The organism is Mucilaginibacter gossypii, from assembly GCF_017569325.2.
GTDB lineage: Bacteria > Bacteroidota > Bacteroidia > Sphingobacteriales > Sphingobacteriaceae > Mucilaginibacter > Mucilaginibacter gossypii.
This window is the reverse complement of the sequence record NZ_CP071878.2, coordinates 331,068-349,413: the sequence shown is the minus strand read 5'-3', so window position 1 is coordinate 349,413 and position 18,346 is coordinate 331,068. Positions and strand designations below refer to the sequence as shown.

Below are 18,346 nucleotides of genomic sequence, written 5' to 3'. Positions count from 1 at the left end.
TTTTAAGCCGCCTGCGTAGTACCGGGCGGCTTTGCTGTTAAATTAATAACTAATCTGCGCCCCAGGCCATCATCAATGCCACTTCATAAGTGCCTAAAACATTGGCCGGGTCATTGGCGATAATTTCGTGTACCTGAGCTTCGTCATCAACTGTAAGGATGCCAAGGCCATAAACACCTTTCGGATCGAAAACCGGGCCAAAGATAAGCACCAGGCCTTCTTTCATTTTCCCTTTCAGATATTCGGAATGAGCTTGCATAATAACGCGTTCGTCATCGGTCATATCGTTAGGAAACGTTGGGCGGTTACCCACCAGCTTTATTACGAAATGCTTTTTCATCCTAATAAGTTTAATAATTATTACTGAATGATGTTTAAAGGAATAATTATTGATAGCTATATATAAATCATTGTCACCTTAAATAATTACTCCTATGACAACAGAAGCAGGTGCAACAGTTGGCAGCGCCAATGACGTGGTGCTTTCCTTCATAAAAGCATTAAACGAAGAAAATTTTGCAGAGGCCCGTAATTGCGTGGCAGACGACTTGAAATTTGTAGGCGTACTTGGCCAGCGCGACGGTGCCGATGCCTATTTTACTGATATGCAGCACATGAAGCTAAAATATGATATTAAACGTGTATTTAGCGATGGCGATGATGTATGTATCTTTTATGATATTGATATGGACCGCGCCACCATATTCAGCTGCGGGTGGTATCATGTGGTTGATAGTAAGATAAACTCCATCAGGGTAATATTTGATCCGAGGCCATTGTTATAACTGACAGAGCGGTTGAAGACTTACGAAGCTTTAAAAGCTTCGTAAGTCTGGATTTTAGAAGATGGTTACGTTGTATTATTTTAATTACTTCCTTTCCCAATTATCCGTACGGAAAGGCGAAGCTGGTAATCCGACGCCATTGTACAACGTACTTACCGGGTTATTGGCCCAGGCGTACCTTACGGCAACGGGGTTTGTAACATCCGGGCTGCTTACTATAACCCTATTGCCTTTTATAACTGCAGTGGCCCAATGAAACTTCATATCTTCACCGGCTATGGCAAAACCCTGCATATTGTCGCCTCCCTGCGCTTTTAAACCGCCATCGGTATAATTAAAGCTTAATTCAATTTTATCACCATCAATTTTTTGTGATTTGTACATCGGCCCGGAATAGGGCTGTTTTTTATGATAGGTTTTATCAAGCGCGACCAATGCCAGCCTGCGGCCCACTTCCTGCTTATTTTTAGGATGGATATTATCGGCCTCACCAAGATCAATAGCTACGGCCATGCCGGTGTTAGGCAGTTCAAGTGTTTGGGTTTGAGCTTCTCGTAATTCGGCCCAGCCGGAAGGAACAGGTTCGGTATCACGTTTTTGCCAGTTAGCTAATTGTACAAAGTAAAACGGAAAATTGCCTTCGTTCCAAATGTTACGCCAGCCGTTTATCATCCCCTCAAATAACTCATTATACTGTCCTGGCCTGCCGGTATTAGCTTCGCCCTGGTACCAGATTACGCCACGGATAGCCATAGGTGTAAGCGGATTGATCATCGCATTATACAACACAGCCAACCGGTTCGGGTTATTGGCAACAGGCATGGGTGGCAGGCTTTTTATATTAAAACCAACTTTATAATCCCAGGTACCGGCTAAGGAGATCTTTTCACCCGATGCTGACATCAATTGCATTTCATCGGCGCCATACAGACCGCCACCACCGCCGCTGTCAAAAACCCGCACGGTGATCACCGACTCCCCGGCCTTAACCTTTGGAGCAGGAATAATGTAATTACGCGACTGTGTGTAACCATCCGTAGCGCCTATCTTTTCACCGTTAAAAAATGTTATTTCATTATCATCTATCTTACCCAGGCTAATCTTTACATCCTGCCCGGCCCAGGCTGCAGGAATGGTGATCTTTTTTCGGAACCAAACAACGCCATCGAAATCTCCTAAAGCGCCTTTTTCAAAAAACTGGGGCAGCAGCATGCTCCGCCAGCCGGCGGTATCAGGATTAAACGCATTATTATTGGTATACCCCAAATCGGCAGCGGCGGCAAGTTTGTTCCAAGCATCCATTTTTTGTGCAAAGGTTAATGGCGTTTCTGTTTTAGCAGATTCCTGCTGCTGCTTGATCTGTGCGCTGAAAACCGGGTTATTAGTAAGCGTGTTTTCATCGCTCCAGGCTTCGATCATAGTACCACCCCAGTTTGAACTGATGAGGCCGATAGGAATTTTAACCCGTTTATTGATCTCCCTGGCAAAAAAATATGCTACCGACGAAAATTCGCCGATAGTTTGAGGCGAGCATACCATCCAGCCGTTATTGGCAACTTTTATATTAGTTTGCGGGGTAAGGCTCGTTGCCTGCGATACCTGTAACAAACGGATCTCCGGATAATTTGCGTTAGCTATTTCTTCTTTATAATTATTTACCTGGCCCCAACCGGCCACTGGCATTTCCATGTTCGACTGGCCGGAGCAAATCCACACCTCCCCTATCAATACATTATTTAAAACTACGGGCTCGCTACCATCAGTTATAGTAACCTGGTACGGCCCTCCGTACGACGGCGTCTTGATCTTCGTTTTCCAGTTACCATCAGCATCGGCAATGGTTGTGTAGGTTTTGTTGTTCCATGACGAGGTAATGGATACCGTTTTACCGGCATCGGCCGTGCCCCATATACCAGCCATGGTTTTTTGCTGCAAAACCATGTTATCACTAAAAACACCCGGCATGATCACTTTGGCAAATGCACCGGCATTAAGCAATAAGCTTCCGATTAGTATGGATAAACACTTTTTGAGGTTCATTAATTTAGATTTAATACTATAGTTTTTGATGAATTGACTGGCCCTAAAGTTAAGTGCTGTAATTGACAAATTAAAAACCGTCCTGGCAACATTTAACAAACAATTCAATTCTGTAAGGCTATGAACGCAGCATATAAAATACCTAAAAAGCGATTTGCATTTATAAGTTTCGAAGAATAATGTGAGAAAGCGCCTGGATAAAATAAGTTGGCCCGGAAGGGGAATAAACAATGTGCTATCCCTGGCTAACACATTGTTTTTTAACTAAAACTGTATTTTACAATGAAAATACCCATTAAAGAACTATCGGGAATATCGTTAGGCAGCATTAAACGCTGCCTGCTATGTTTAAATTATACCGTAAATTTTTCAGCAAAAAACATCGTTAAACCAATCAACCGGACACAGCCGTTAACATCTTCATATTTCAAGAAGACGAATTTGATAGGGTTATTGTTACAGGATGGGATATTTTTTTCAATACTGATAAGTTTAGGGTTGATGCAAAACTAAACATTTCGTTAATAAAAAGTTTAAGATGGATGTAAAAAAGATGTTTTTTACCTATTAATTAATATAAAGGTTATAAATTACAGTTACCGGCACATGCAATTTGGCGGATATAACCGCATCTTTTTACCTCTTTAAAAGCCCGGCCATCATTAACCGTGTTATAGCTTTTAGCTATCCGCTTATAGAATTAATTGATTGTGATTGTTGCTATTAACATCCTACTTTTATAAAACTTAATACCCAACGACGGTTTAAGCAGTCTATTCAATTTATAACTATAATTATGGAAAACGGATCAAATGACATCAGTAAATGCCCGTTTCACAACGGTACAATGAAGCACAACGTTGGCGGCGGCGGTACACGCAACCAAAATTGGTGGCCTAATCAGTTAAAGCTTAATATCCTTCGGCAGAATTCTTCATTATCAAACCCTATGGATGAAGATTTCAATTATGCTGAAGCCTTTAAAAGCCTCGACCTTGAAGCTGTAAAAAAAGACCTACACGCGCTTATGACCGATTCGCAGGATTGGTGGCCGGCAGATTTTGGCCATTATGGCGGCTTGTTTATCCGCATGGCCTGGCACAGTGCCGGCACCTATCGCGTAGGTGATGGCCGCGGAGGTGCCGGAGCAGGTTTACAACGTTTTGCCCCGCTCAACAGCTGGCCCGATAATGTGAGCCTTGATAAAGCCCGCAGGCTGCTTTGGCCCATTAAACAAAAATATGGCCGCAAAATTTCGTGGGCCGATCTGATGATCCTTGCCGGAAATATAGCGCTTGAATCAATGGGGTTTAAAACTTTTGGCTTTGCCGGTGGCCGTGAAGATGCCTGGGAAGCAGATGAATCTGTATACTGGGGTTCAGAAACTACCTGGCTTGGCGGCGATGTGCGTTATGCACATGGCTCACCGGGTGTGAAGGAAGGTGATGGTGTACTGGTATCAGACGATGATGCTGATGGCGATGTTCATACACGGAACCTCGAAAAACCGCTTGCAGCCGTGCAAATGGGCCTAATTTATGTAAACCCCGAAGGCCCCGATGGCAATCCCGATCCTATCATGGCAGCTAAAGATATCCGGGATACCTTCGGCCGGATGGCGATGAATGACGAAGAAACCGTTGCGCTAATTGCAGGCGGCCACACTTTTGGCAAAACCCATGGTGCTGCATCTGCAGATAACGTAGGTAAAGAGCCTGAAGCTTCTGACATTGAATCGCAGGGCTTTGGCTGGCAGAATCGTTACGGCTCTGGGAAAGGAGCAGATACTATTACCAGTGGCCTGGAAGTAATCTGGACCACAACCCCTACCAAATGGAGCAATAACTTTTTCGAAAACCTGTTTGGCTTTGAGTGGGAACTAACTAAAAGCCCTGCAGGTGCTCACCAATGGGTAGCTAAAAACGCAGAAGCTATCATCCCCGATGCTTATGATGCTTCGAAAAAGCATTTACCAACCATGCTCACCACCGATCTTTCTTTAAGATTTGATCCTGCATATGAAAAGATATCAAGGCGATTCCTGGAAAACCCCGATCAGTTTGCTGATGCTTTTGCACGCGCATGGTATAAATTAACACACCGCGATATGGGCCCAAGAGCGCGTTACCTTGGTGCCGATGTGCCTGAAGAGGTACTGCTTTGGCAAGACCCTATCCCAGCTGCTGATTATGCCCCGATAGTTGAAAGTGACGTTGTTGCTTTAAAGGGAAAGATCTTGGCATCAGGCTTAAGTGTACCTGAGTTGGTTTCAACAGCATGGGCTTCTGCTTCTACCTTCCGCGGTACTGATAAACGCGGTGGTATAAACGGTGGCCGCATTCGGCTGGCCCCGCAAAGGTACTGGCAGGTAAACAACCCTACCCAGTTGCAAAAAGTATTGAGCGTGCTTGAAGGCATCCAAAAAGAGTTTAACGGTGCTCAAACCGATGGTAAGAAAGTCTCACTGGCCGATCTGATTGCGCTGGCAGGAAGTGCTGCCGTTGAAAAAGCAGCGAAAGATGGGGGTCATAATATCACCGTTCCGTTCACTCCGGGCCGAACCGATGCTTCGCAGGAAGAAACCGATGTAGAATCATTTGGCTATCTTGAACCGGCAGCCGATGGCTTCCGCAACTACCGCAGGTCAAAATTTGCCGTATCAACCGAAGAATTGCTGATTGATAAAGCGCACCTACTCACCCTGACCGCTCCTGAGTTAACCGTATTGTTAGGTGGCCTGCGTGTATTGAACATTAATTTTGACGGATCGAAACATGGCGTATTCACCGCGCGCGAAGGCGTGCTTAGCAACGATTTCTTTGTAAACCTGCTTGATATGGGCACTGCATGGAAAGCTACGGCTGCCGATAGAGAACTTTACGAAGGCAGCGACCGTACTACCGGTACAGTAAAATGGACAGCAACCCGTGCCGATCTGGTGCTGGGCTCCAACGCTGAATTAAGAGCTATTGCCGAAGTATACGGAAGTGCCGACGGACAAGACAAATTTGTAAAAGATTTTGTAGCTGCCTGGACCAAGGTGATGAACCTTGACAGGTTTGATCTGGCTTAATATTAAAGTGATACTGTAAACAAATACAGTGTCAGAAAAAAATGGGTGTGATGGGTAGCCAGTCGAAGCATGGCGGGTAGGGCCTCTGCGCACGTCCTTCGACAAGCTCAGGATGGCAGTCCCTCTACACCTAATGTCATTTATGAATACACTGTTGGGCTATTATTCACATGTAATACATGTAAATAATAGCCCACAGTTTTTTAATTAAAAATCCGGGTAAACTTAAATAGCGCCCCCGGTTTGTCTTTAAATCAATTTATCGCTTTTAGCGTTGTGCTTTCTGCTTTGAGCTTCATTATATTAATTCCATATAACTATAGTCAACATTGGTTGTAATTGGCGAAAAGCGTCTCATCATCTCTTCTGCTTTAGTCACCATATTTTTTGAGCCGATGAAGATGCCTGTACGCTGATGCAGCTCGGTAACATCAAGATCTAAAATGCGTTGATACCCGTTACTGGCTTTTCCCCCAGCTTGTTCAATGATGAAAGCCATAGGGTTGCACTCATAAATTAAACGCAGTTTCCCTTTTGGATCGCTTGCATTTGCCGGGTAAATAAAAATCCCGCCTTTTATCATATTCCGGTGCAGATCGGCCACCATCGATCCGATATACCTTGCCTTAAACGGCCTGTTTGTTGTTACATCCTCTACCTGGCAGTATTTGATATACTTTTTTACTCCGTCAGGGAAATGAGAATAATAGCCTTCATTTATAGAGTAAATTACCCCATCATCAGGGATTTGCATTTTGGGATGCGAGAGGCAAAATTCACCGAGTGAGGGGTCTAAGGTGAAACCATTCACCCCTTTCCCGGTAGTGTAAACCAACATGGTTGATGAACCATAGATTACGTACCCCGCTGCCACCTGCTCCGAGCCCCTTTGTAAAATATCCTTAATCGACGCCCGCCCGTCTGCTGTTTTTCTGCGGTAAATGGAAAAAATAGTGCCTACGCTCACATTTACATCAATGTTAGACGAGCCATCCAGGGGATCTATCGCAACAATATATTTAGCATTTTTTGAGATCTCACTGTCGATATCAATATATTCATCACTTTCTTCGGATACTACCACACAACATTCACCGCCGTGCTGTAGGGCCGAAATAAACTGTTCATTGGCAAAAACATCCAGCTTTTTCTGGCTTTCTCCCTGTATATTTACCGAACCGTTATCATGGGTCAGGTCAGCTAATCCAGCCCTGTTAACTTCCCTGTTAACAATCTTTGCCGCAATACCTATATCTCTCAGCAGCCTGGAAAGTTCGCCTTTGGCGTATGGAAATTCTGCTTGTTTTTCAATGATAAACTGGCCTAAAGTTTTTACCGCTTTCATATAATAAAGTTTTAAAATTAGTACCGCTACCCGGATTGAGTAGCGGCTTAGCGTTAGTTAATAAATCGTTCGTATCAGGCAGATAGGCACAGCCGTTTCGCCTCTTCAATTTCATCTTCTATCTTCTTGATAGCTATTACGGTTTTAAAAAACGAATCGGGCGTAACAGAGATGCTGTCAATCCCCTCTTCTACCAGAAATTGGGCAAAATCAGGGTAATCTGATGGCCCCTGCCCGCAGATCCCCACCTTCACGCCTCTTTTCTTTGCAGTTTTTATTAACGATGAGATCATGAACTTTACCGCATCATTTCGTTCGTTGTACAAACCAGCCACCAAGGATGAATCACGGTCGAGACCCAAAACAAGCTGGGTAAGGTCATTGGATCCGATTGAAAAACCATCTACATGATTAGCAAATTGCTCGGCCAGGATCACGTTCGACGGAACTTCGGCCATCAGATAAACTTCAAGCCCGTTTTCCCCGCGTTTAAGGCCATACTCGTTCATGGTTTCGTATACCAATGAAAGTTCATTCACTGTGCGGCAAAAAGGGATCATCACCACCACATTATCAAGGCCCATCATTTCGCGTACCTTCTTAATAGCTTTACATTCCATCCCAAAAGCATCTTTATATACTTTTGAATAATACCTGGACGCTCCCCTCCAACCGATCATTGGATTTTCCTCATTCGGTTCGAAATACTTGCCGCCGGGCATATTATAGTATTCATTGGTTTTAAAATCCGAGAAACGTACAATTACTTTATTGGGATAAAATGCAGCGGCTATCTTGGCTATTCCGTAGGATAACTTTTCAATAAAATAAGCTTCTTCACTCTCATAACCCAGCATAGCCTCCTCAATATGGGCGGTCAACGAAGCATCATTAAGGTTTCGGTGTTCGAGCAGGGCCAGCGGGTGAATTTTTATATAATTGTTAATGATAAACTCCTCCCTGGCAAGGCCCACGCCCTTTCCGGGATAATGCGCATAATTAAATGCTATTTCGGGCGATCCGATGTTCATCATCAATGGGGTCTCAATTTCAGGCAGATCATTCAAATCATGTTCCCGCTTGGTAAATGCCACTATGCCGCTGTATATAATTCCGGCATCTCCCTCTGCACATGAAGCGGTTATTTCATCGCCGGTTTTCAGAATGGCAGTCGCACATTCGCAGCCAACTATAGCCGGAACGCCTAACTCCCGGGCAACAATGGCAGCATGGCAAGTTCGCCCTCCTTTATTGGTGATGATAGCTGATGCTTTTTTCATTACCGGTTCCCAGTCAGGGTCGGTCATGTCGGTTACCATGATATCGCCAGGTAAAAAGTTGATTTCGTGGATATTTTGCTTCCCGATACCTGTGAGATTATGCACTTTGCCAGTCGCTATTTTATCGCCAACAGCAATACCTTTCAGCAGGATCCTGTCTGCTCTGTGCGGATCATTGATGCGAAATTCGGTAAGCAGGTTTACCTGCTTGCGGGAGTGGATAGTTTCGGGCCTTGCCTGCACTATAAATAGCCGACCGGTGATCCCGTCAACCGCCCATTCAATATCCATCGGACACCATTTGCCTTTTAATTTGGTGTAATAGGCCTCAATAATCATTACCCAGTTACTCAATTGGATGATCTGATCATCCGACAGGCAAAATCTTGAGCTTTCATCAACAGGGGTGTCAATGATTGTTACGGCGGCCTCCCCTGGGTTTCCGTAGATCATCTTTTTATGTTTTTTACCCAATTTTTTTTCCAGGATTGGCCTGAATCCACTTTTAAGCAATGGCTTATAAACGATAAATTCGTCGGGATTAACCGATCCCTGTACCAGCATTTCGCCTAAGCCGTACGATCCGTTAATGATTACAGCATCTTTAAAACCGCTTTCAGTATCTAATGAAAATGCAACTCCTGAAACACCTTTATCCGAACGGACCATTTTTTGAACACAAACAGAAAGGCCGACATTAAAGTGATCATAATTAAATGATTCCCGGTAGCTGATTGCCCTGTCGGTAAATAATGAAGCGAAGCAATTTTTAATGGCTGTTAACAAACTTGCTTCTCCGCTTATATTTAAATAGGTATCCTGCTGGCCTGCAAATGAGGCATCGGGCAGGTCTTCAGCAGTAGCCGATGAGCGGACTGCAACGTCGGCTGCGTTATCTGCATATTGGATCAGCAGATCCTTATAAGCTTCAAGAATCTCATTCTGCATAACAGCAGAAAACCGGCCGTTTTGTATAAGCTTTCGTATTTTACTGCCACAGGATAACAGAACCTGCAAGTTGGACAGGTCTTTATCCTCAAGGATATCCCTGATCATTTTATCAAGCTGATTATCTGCAATGAACTGGTAGTAGGCCTTACTTGTTATGATAAACCCGTCAGGAATATCAATTCCAAATTGAGAGATGTTCTGCATCATTTCTCCAAGCGATGCATTTTTACCTCCTACTAACTCAATGTCACTTATCGAAGCTTCAATAAGTTTCATAGTAAACTTCTTTTCCTTCATGGCTTAAATTTTATAAAACGAAGTTAGCCGCTTAACAAACTGCCCAATGCTTAAATATTCACAACAAGTAATACTATATTCATAACATATTACCTATTTTTAACTTTTTATATCACTATAGTATAAAAATGAAAGATTTCTTCGAGCAGGTCCTGAAAGTCGACAATTCAGCTTTTACAATAGCCGAAGCAAAAACCTACCATGCTATCAATAACTTCCACAACCATCCGGAGCTGGAACTGATTTATATTATAAGTGGTGAAGGCACTTTTTCGATAGGAAATACTTCAAAAAGAATTTCAGGGGATACCATGATCATCATAGGCTGTAACGTGCCCCATATGTTTAAGTTTGAAACCAACCGTTATTATGATTACTCCATGAAAAGTGGTAAAATACCCAAGCCACTACAGTTGCTTACCCTTCATTTTGATCCCAATAAATTGGGAAGTACTTTCATGACGCTGCCAGAAAACAACCTGATAAACAATCTTTTAAATGGCGCCAAGAATGGATTACTGATCAATGAAAATTCTAAAGCTGTTGCGGTCGACTTTATCCACCGAATAGAAAATTCGGCCAGGTATGAACAGCTTCCATTATTACTGCAACTGTTAAATAAAATTGCCGAGGGGGAACAGGTCTCAAACCTTGCCGGTGAAACGGAGAAGAAGATCTTTAACAGGATAGATGAAGTGCGCCTAACGAAGATCTATCTGTATACTATGGACAATTTTTACAAAGACATTAAGCTTAAGGAAATAGCAAACATCATACACATGGTACCGAAAGCATTTTGCCATTATTTTAAATTGCGTACCGGCCAAACCTATTTTGATTTTTTACTGACCGTAAGAATAGAAAACTCGTGTAAACTGATCAGGGAGACCAATGAAAATATAAATTCAATCAGCCGCGATTCGGGGTTTAACAACCTTTCAAACTTTAACAGGTATTTTAAATTAGCTACCGGGAGCACGCCCATGGAATACCGGAGAAAATTCAGGGAGTTTTAAGATCATTAAAGCCCTTCTAAAAAAACAAATGCAGGCTTTTTAGGGCCTGCGTTTGTTAAATAAATAATAGAACTAAATTAATAACCCGGATTTTGTACCAGTTTCGGGTTCAACTGCATTTCCGGTCTTGGGATCGGGAAAATACGTTTATTAGGATCGGCATCTGTTTTTATACCCCATTTTTTCTCAAACTGACCAAAGCGGATCAGGTCATTACGACGCCACGTTTCCATAGAAAATTCGCGGCCGCGTTCATCTAAAATATCAGACAGTGTTACCGAAGTTAAAGGCGAAGCTTTTGCACGCGCTCTCACCTGGTTAACCAATGATAAAGGTGAATCGCCATTGGTTGCTGATGCGCCGCGTAAAATAGCTTCGGCTTTTTCAAGCAAAATATCAGCATACCTGAACATAGGCACATCATTGCCTTGGTTACGGTCATTACTTAAGCTATCCGGATAAAACTTATTGTTCCTGTAACCTTCTTCGTTAGCAAGCTCATCATTACCGATGTCAAAAGTTGCGGGGTTTTTCCACACAATATCAGGTGTGAACTCCAGCTGGTGGATCACTATATCATTTGGCTTAGGGCCGGAATAACTTGCATCAAGCCCGATGTTGGTAGTTGTAATATTTATCGGTGAGCCATCATTATTATATTGCTTACCAACTAAAAATTGTTTTTTACGGATATCGTTCGCGTCATTGAACAAGGCATAGTATTCTTTGTAAGTGTACACCGGCCCATCTGGCGTGTACGGCATTTTATACTTACTTTTCAGGTTAGGGTTCAGTGTCCAGCGGGCATAATACTGTCCCTGCGCCAGTATACCATCATAAGGTATAGCAAAAATAAAATCCTTAACACCAGGGCCATTATTAGGTTTAAACATGCCTAAATAATCTGCATCTAAACCATATTGACCGCTTTTTATCACGTTATCGCACATGGTAACCGCGTCCTGGTACCTCGCAGTGCCAATATAATATTGCGCGTTAAGGTACATTTTGGCAAGTATGGCATAAGCCAAACCTTTGGTTGGCCTGCCGTAGGTAGCTATCCCGGCTGTACCGCTCAGATCAGGAATCTGGGCAAGCAATTCACTTTCAATAAATGCAAACACTGCCGCCCTTGGCTGGGTGCCCAGGTTGGTGGTATCGCCAAAGGTTTTGCTGATAGGCACGTTACCAAACAGGTCCATCAGGTAAAAATATGACAGGGCACGCATGGTTTTAATTTCGGCAATGGTTTGCTTTTTTGAATCGCTTTCGGGCGTAGGTGCCAATAACGACAATACCTGGTTACATAAACTGATGGTCCCGTAACCTCCCGACCAGCAGGTTTCGGTCATGCCGTTATCAGGCGTAACAGTGTGCAGGTTCACGGTTGAATAGGTACCGCCGTCAAGCCAGTTACCACCACGTGCAACAAGTACGCATTCATCGGTACTTAAATTTTGCAACAACCAGTATTGCCTGCCCGGTGCCCCGCGAAACGAGGTATAGATAGGTCCGGTAGCAGCTACATACTGCGCTGGTGTAGTAGGAAAGTTAGCCGTTGTAAGCGCCGATTTTGGCGTAATATCCAATTTAGTACAACCTGAAAGGTAAATTGCTCCTATAAACATGGCAATGAGGCCAGGTTTTATATATCTTTTTAAATTATTCATGTCAGTTAGGTTAAAATTTATTATAAATCAACTTGTACGCCGGCAAGGAAGCTCCTTGTTTTTGGATAAAAATTATTGCTGTCTACCCCGATAAACTGGCCGCTTACCTGGTTATCGATGTTTAAGTTCAATTCAGGGTCCACGCCTTTGTATTTGGTGATGATGAATAAATTGGTACCGGTAACATACAACCGGATGCCATGTACATAATTACCCGCAACATTTATTTTATAAGCCAGTGTAGCATTACTTAACCTGATAAATGCACCGCTTTCGAGATAACGTGTTGAATAATAATAGGCATTAACATCGGTACCCGGCTCGCTTAATGTTAAAGCAGGTACCCCATGTACCGAAGCCTGGGTAGGCTGGTTAAAGCTGGCTAATGATGCATTCATGATCTTGTTCCCACCCTGTCCCCTGAAAAAGAAGTTAAGGCTGAAGTTTTTATAGGTAAGATCATTACCAAAACCAAATGTGTATGTAGGCTGGGCATTGCCTGCATAAGTTTGATCGGTACTTTGAGGTGTTGTTGTTGGCTGGCCATTAGCACCCATGAAGGTAGATACACCATTGGTGCGACCAAGGTATTTCAGGGTGTAAAATTCGCCAAGCGGATAACCGGCCTCAATGATTGATGTTTTGATACCGCTTTGTCCTGGACCTTCCGGATCGCCTGCATATATTTTTGAAAGGTTTGGCGCCAGTGCAGTGATCTTATTTTTATTAAATGAGATATTGCCATAGCTGCTCCAGGTAAAATCTTTTGTTTTTATTGGCGTTCCGTTAAGGGCTATCTCAACACCTTTATTGGTCATACTACCTACGTTTTCAACTTTTGTATTTACAAAGTTGTTAATAAGCGACACCGGTACCGTGGTGATCATATCGGTTGTTTTTTTATTGTAGATATCAACCGAGCCGCCCAAACGTCCTTTAAATAAGGAAAAATCAACGCCGCCGTTTAACGTAGCCGTACTTTCCCATTTCAAATCAGGGTTTGGGTTTTGAGTTACACCAATTGCACCAATATAAGCGTTATTGTAATAAAAGCTACCGGTAGTGCCATAAAGCGTGAGGGGCGTATAAGGCGAGAAGCCTAATGAGTTACCGGTTTTACCATAGCCAACGCGCAATTTCAAATCATCAAATAAGGATTGAGATTTCATAAAGCCCTCGTCGATAACCCGCCATGCGGCCGAAGCAGCCGGGAAATACCCCCAGCGTTTATTAGTACCAAAGGCGTTTGAACCGTCACGTCGTAAAGATGCCTGTAAAAGGTATTTACCCCTGTAGCTATAATTAAGACGAGAGTAAAAGGATATCAAACGTAAAGTTTCGACGTTAACGTTACCATAATCAACCCGGTAGTTCCCGGAAGGCGTACCTAAACTAAGATTGTCTGAACCCGTAGCATCCGAAATAAATCCTTGATTGGTTGATTGAAAGCCATTCCCGGTGGTAGTTTGATCTATTGAATAGCCAAACAGGGCTTTAAAATCATGTTTATCGCCCCATTTATGAGCATAGGTCAAATAGTTTTCAAACAACTTTTTGTTATCCTCATAAGTTGAACGGATGGCTTTGCCGTTGAGGCCAGGTGCCAGCTCTGATGCAGAGTTGTAATAGGTATTATTGTCGGTATTTGTTTCCTGGTAAGCTAAGTTAAAATTGTAAAGCAGGCCTGCAGGCAGTATCAACTCACCGCGTATATTACCCAGCAACAAGTTAACTTTTTGTTTGTAGCTATCGTTAGTAATAAGCCCTACCGGGTTATAACCTAATTTTAAAGTAGGATCGTTGTAAAAAGTACCATCAGGATTATAAATAGTACGTGTTGGTAAATATTGAACTATTGATTTAAACAAGCCTGGGCTTTGTCCGTTTGCAGATGACAGCGGGATATCATTAACTAACAAATTGGCGTTAGTTACCGAATTGCTTAATGAAAAGTCCAGTTTCAGTTTATCATTCAACGCTTTTTGGGTGATATTAAGCTTGCCTATAACACGCTTCATATCGCTGCTTTTAACTATACCCTGGTTTTGCAGGTAGTTTATGCTTCCGTTATAAGTAGTTTTATCGGTGCCACCGCCAAAAGAAAGGTTATGATTTTGGGAAAATCCGGTGCTGCGTTCAACGGCTTTTTGCCAGTCGGTATTTCCACCGTTGTCATTCGCAGGGGTAAAACTTTGTCCGTTAGCTTTTACATAGGCCCTTAACTGGTCGGCGCTGGCAACTTTAAACTGGTTAGATACTTTTTCAAATGATCCGTATCCGTTATAAGTCATCCTCAACTGGCCTGCTTTTACCCTTTTAGTAGTAACGATAATTACACCATTGGTAGCCCTGGTTCCGTAAATTGCCGCTGCCGAAGCATCCTTCAACACATCTATCGAAGCAATATCTGATGGGGCCAATAGGTTAAAATCGGCGCCGGGCACGCCGTCAATTACATAAAAAGGCACAGACGCCGCGCCAGCCCTTATTGAAGATGGACCGCGCAGTGTTACCGAAGCTTTACCATTAGGGTTACCATCGTTGGTGATATTTAAACCGGCTACTTTACCTTCTAACAGATCAGCAGGAGTTGCAACAACACCGGCATTAAATTGCTCGGCTTTTACAGTTGCAATAGCGCTGGTCAATTCCTTTTTGGTAGTAGTACCATAACCAATTACTACAACGGTAGATAACGAGTTTGCCGAAGGCAGTAAAATTACTTTTATAGATATTTGTTTGCCTACGGCTATTTTTTGAGTTTCAAAGCCTATGTAAGAAAACACCAGCACAGCTTTTTCGTTGGCAACCTGCACCCTGAATTTACCATCTATATCGGTTACCGCACCTGTTGCAAGGCCTTCTATTTTAACAGAAACACCTATTAAGGGCTGCCCTTTATCATCAACAACGGATCCGGTAACAATAACTGGCGGCGGGAGCTCGATCTTCTTCTCTACCGGTGGCTTTGGCGCGGGTTTAACCAGCAAACTTCCTTCAACCTCGGTATAGATAAACTGATTATCTAATAAAACTTTTTTCAAAACAGCTTGCAGCTTTTCATTATGAGCTGTAAGGGTTACTTTAACATCGCTTTCAATGTTATTCCCGGTGTACATGATCCGTACGCCGGTACTGGCCGAAATCCGCTCCAGTGCATCAGCAAGAGGGGTATTTTTCAATTTAACGGTAACTGGCTTTTCCAGCACGCTTTGTCCGTATGAGTTATCAGCCATGGCAATGGTTGACAGGGAACAGACTACTAATAAAATGATCGCATTAATTTTCATAACATATGTTATGGCTCGAAAGACTCTTTCGGGTATGTTTATTTTCATATTTTTGCTATATTAAAGTGTTATAGGTCAAGCTGGAACGTGCTGCGGTTGTGAGAGGCCCTGTGCATGGTCCATTAAAAAATCTTTACATTTTATTCCTCCAAAACTGGCCCGGCCATTTTGGAGGATCATTTCTCTTTTTCCTTGGTTCAACTCATAGCAATTTCATTTTTTTAGGTTGTCAAACATTTATTTGTTTTTATAATTGGTATCTCAGGTACATTAATTACAGCCTTTGCCCTTTAACGTATAAGCATCGCCTGCCTTTTTAAAATGGGCATTTATAAGGGCTTCGGTCAGCTTCAATACTTTTTCTAATGGCATATTGTTAAAATCGGCGTATAACGTACAGTTCAATAAATTTTTGTCGGCCCTGATTGTTACATTATATTTTCGCTGCACATCGGCCAAAACATCAAACAGGGGGGTATTATGGTATTGCAGCTTACCCTGCTGCCAGCTGACCACCGACGAGGCATCATTTATTTTTTCGGTAAGCACTGTTTGGCTGGTTTTGTTATAAACCATTTGCATATTCGCTGTGAGTAATACAGCAGGATGTTTTGAGGCCGTTGGAACAACTCCTACTTTTCCGCTTACCACGGTGATCTTAACCGATTTATCTTCGGTATAAGCTTTAACATTAAAGCTGGTACCTAAAACAGTGGTTTTAATTTTACCCGAGTGAATGACAAACGGTTTGCTGCTATCGTGCGCTACTTTAAAGAAAGCCTCGCCTGTAAGTGTAACCTCGCGCATCTTCTCTTTAAACTTATCCGGGTACTTTAAACTACTGCCGGCATTAAGGCAAATGCTCGTTCCATCGGGCAAAGTAATCAGTTTGATTTCGCCATTCAGTGCTACCGTTTCCTGGTAGTGAACCGGGTTCAGCCAGTTGTCCAACTGTTTTCTGAAGATATAGCCGGCACAAAAAATAGCGGTTACAGAGGCGGCAACGGCCAGCTTTACCAGCAAACGCCAAAGAGGAAACGCCTTTCTGGGCGGAGGCTTAATTATACGCTGATGGATATTGTTAAGTATCTGATCAGATGCTTCTCCACTCAGAGAGATCTTCTTTTCCAGTGCATCCTTACTGAAACCTTCAAGCGCTACAAGGTATAATTCTGAAACATCTCCTTGCAGGTATTCGGCAAGCCAGCGCCTGTCCTCAGGAGTTAAATTCTCGGTATTATAAAGCCTTTCTAAGCGTTTGACTATAGTTTCCACAAGCTATTTTTATATAAATACGCCGGGAGCTTTAAAACGGGGGGATGGGTTTGTAATTATTTTTAAAAAAATCACAAATAATTTTTTCTTGTGGTTGATGTTAACGAGGCAAATATCCTGAAGATGAAAAATACTTTATTTTCGAATAAAAACCATGTCATTGCTGTAAGCGTAGCGTGGGAATCTCGTAGCTATTCTATCGGATATGCAGCGCCGCTACGCATTGGCTACGAGATTGCCGCGTCGCCCCCACTTTACCCCATGCCGCTCCTCGCAATGACATAGTTTTTAATATTCCAATTTTGGCGCAAGTCTTGAGCACCGGGTCGCTGTAGGGTTGACTTGTGCCGTTGTATACGTAATTAAGGACAATTCATATATATGAGGTGGCCGTGCCTTCGTGCGATTGCCGCGCTATGCATATAATGACAAGATGGTAAGTCATTGATTATTAAGTATGTTTTTGAAAATATATTTTACATGTCATCACTTTTTTTTCAAGGCATCCTGATGGTTACGCGTATGACATGATTTTGTATTGGATCTGATAATTTGGCTAATCATCGTTAAAATCCCTGGGGTACATAAAACAAAAAAGCGATAAATGTCCATTTATCGCTTAACAAGTATTTAAAAGTAAATAATCTCTTATTGATTTCCTCCTATCCAATAACAAACCAACATAACGCCTGCGGTTTTCCATTCGGCTTGATGCTCTTTGATGTGGTTTTTAACGGCTACAACTGCATGTCCGAGGTATTCCTTAACAGTATGTTTAGAAAGGTTCAATTTCTCGGCAGCCTCTTCATAGGTTTTCCCTTCCAATTTGCAAAGGGTAAATACCTTTTTTCGCTGCGGCGATAATTGGTTAATAGCCTGTTGTAATAAATAATATTGTTCATCCATTAACTGTACGTCGCCGTTATCGGTTTCCATTTCGGCAAAAGGCATGGTGTTAACAATAGCCGTTTCGCGTACTTTTTTGCGGAGATAGGAGATGGATTTATTGAAGCTCAATACAAATAACCAGCCGCTTACCGATTGATCGGGGTTAATATCAGCCCGTTTTTCCCATAGGGCAACAAAAATATCCTGCAAAATATCCCGGGCGATATCATCGTCTTTAGTGAGTTTGAATATGTTACGATAAATAGCCTGATGATACTTTTGATAAAGCATATCAAATGCACCGATGTCATCATCGTGTAAGCGAAACACTAAATCTTTATCTCCATTTGAATCCATAAAAAACTGATAATTATTTATTTATTCTTTAATCAACAGGCAGGAATTATTGTTAAAAATACAACTATTTTTCAATCAA

At 42.6% G+C, this 18,346-nt stretch carries 11 protein-coding genes; 3 read left to right on the top strand and 8 right to left on the bottom strand.

Going from position 1 to position 18,346, the window contains the following annotated elements:
* Nucleotides 1-49 precede the first annotated feature (49 nt).
* Nucleotides 50-340, bottom strand: coding sequence for a YciI family protein (locus J3L18_RS01625; RefSeq protein ID WP_129571326.1), 291 nt, complete (start codon nt 338-340; stop codon nt 50-52).
* 94 nt (nt 341-434) lie between these two features.
* Between J3L18_RS01625 and J3L18_RS01620 the strand changes: the two genes are divergently transcribed.
* On the top strand, nt 435-785 hold the full coding sequence (locus tag J3L18_RS01620; protein WP_129571327.1) for a nuclear transport factor 2 family protein: 351 nt from the start codon (nt 435-437) through the stop codon (nt 783-785).
* 84 nt (nt 786-869) lie between these two features.
* Here the strand turns inward: J3L18_RS01620 and J3L18_RS01615 are convergent, their stop codons facing one another.
* Complete coding sequence (locus J3L18_RS01615) at nt 870-2,825, bottom strand: sialate O-acetylesterase (protein ID WP_129571328.1); 1,956 nt, start codon at nt 2,823-2,825, stop codon at nt 870-872.
* A 796-nt stretch (nt 2,826-3,621) separates the two neighbouring features.
* On the opposite strand from J3L18_RS01615, the gene katG reads away from it, so the two are divergent.
* Nucleotides 3,622-5,898 (top strand): catalase/peroxidase HPI, encoded by a 2,277-nt coding sequence (katG, locus tag J3L18_RS01610; protein WP_129571329.1) that lies wholly within the window; start codon nt 3,622-3,624, stop codon nt 5,896-5,898.
* A gap of 298 nt (nt 5,899-6,196) precedes the next feature.
* On the opposite strand, the gene fbp is transcribed toward katG, so the two are convergent.
* Complete coding sequence (gene fbp, locus J3L18_RS01605; protein WP_091174985.1) at nt 6,197-7,243, bottom strand: class 1 fructose-bisphosphatase; 1,047 nt, start codon at nt 7,241-7,243, stop codon at nt 6,197-6,199.
* A gap of 74 nt (nt 7,244-7,317) precedes the next feature.
* Nucleotides 7,318-9,771: a phosphoenolpyruvate synthase gene (gene ppsA / locus J3L18_RS01600; RefSeq protein ID WP_129571330.1), complete on the bottom strand. Its 2,454-nt coding sequence runs from the start codon at nt 9,769-9,771 to the stop codon at nt 7,318-7,320.
* Nucleotides 9,772-9,899: 128 nt separating this feature from the next.
* Between ppsA and J3L18_RS01595 the strand changes: the two genes are divergently transcribed.
* Complete coding sequence (locus tag J3L18_RS01595) at nt 9,900-10,787, top strand: AraC family transcriptional regulator (protein ID WP_129571331.1); 888 nt, start codon at nt 9,900-9,902, stop codon at nt 10,785-10,787.
* 77 nt (nt 10,788-10,864) lie between these two features.
* On the opposite strand, the gene J3L18_RS01590 is transcribed toward J3L18_RS01595, so the two are convergent.
* The 4 genes from J3L18_RS01590 to J3L18_RS01575 all read right to left on the bottom strand — a co-directional run bounded on the left by J3L18_RS01590 (nt 10,865) and on the right by J3L18_RS01575 (nt 18,267).
* A complete protein-coding gene (locus tag J3L18_RS01590; protein WP_129571332.1) occupies nt 10,865-12,457 on the bottom strand; it encodes a RagB/SusD family nutrient uptake outer membrane protein in 1,593 nt (530 codons plus the stop codon).
* A 20-nt stretch (nt 12,458-12,477) separates the two neighbouring features.
* Complete coding sequence (locus J3L18_RS01585; RefSeq protein ID WP_189549437.1) at nt 12,478-15,747, bottom strand: SusC/RagA family TonB-linked outer membrane protein; 3,270 nt, start codon at nt 15,745-15,747, stop codon at nt 12,478-12,480.
* A gap of 270 nt (nt 15,748-16,017) precedes the next feature.
* Nucleotides 16,018-17,022 carry a FecR family protein gene (locus tag J3L18_RS01580; RefSeq protein WP_129571334.1) on the bottom strand — a complete coding sequence of 335 codons (1,005 nt, stop codon included), beginning with the start codon at nt 17,020-17,022 and terminating at the stop codon, nt 16,018-16,020.
* 648 nt (nt 17,023-17,670) lie between these two features.
* The gene (locus tag J3L18_RS01575) at nt 17,671-18,267 is read right to left on the bottom strand and encodes an RNA polymerase sigma factor (protein WP_129571335.1); all 597 of its coding nucleotides are present in this window, start codon (nt 18,265-18,267) and stop codon (nt 17,671-17,673) included.
* Between the last annotated feature and the right edge of the window lie 79 nt (nt 18,268-18,346).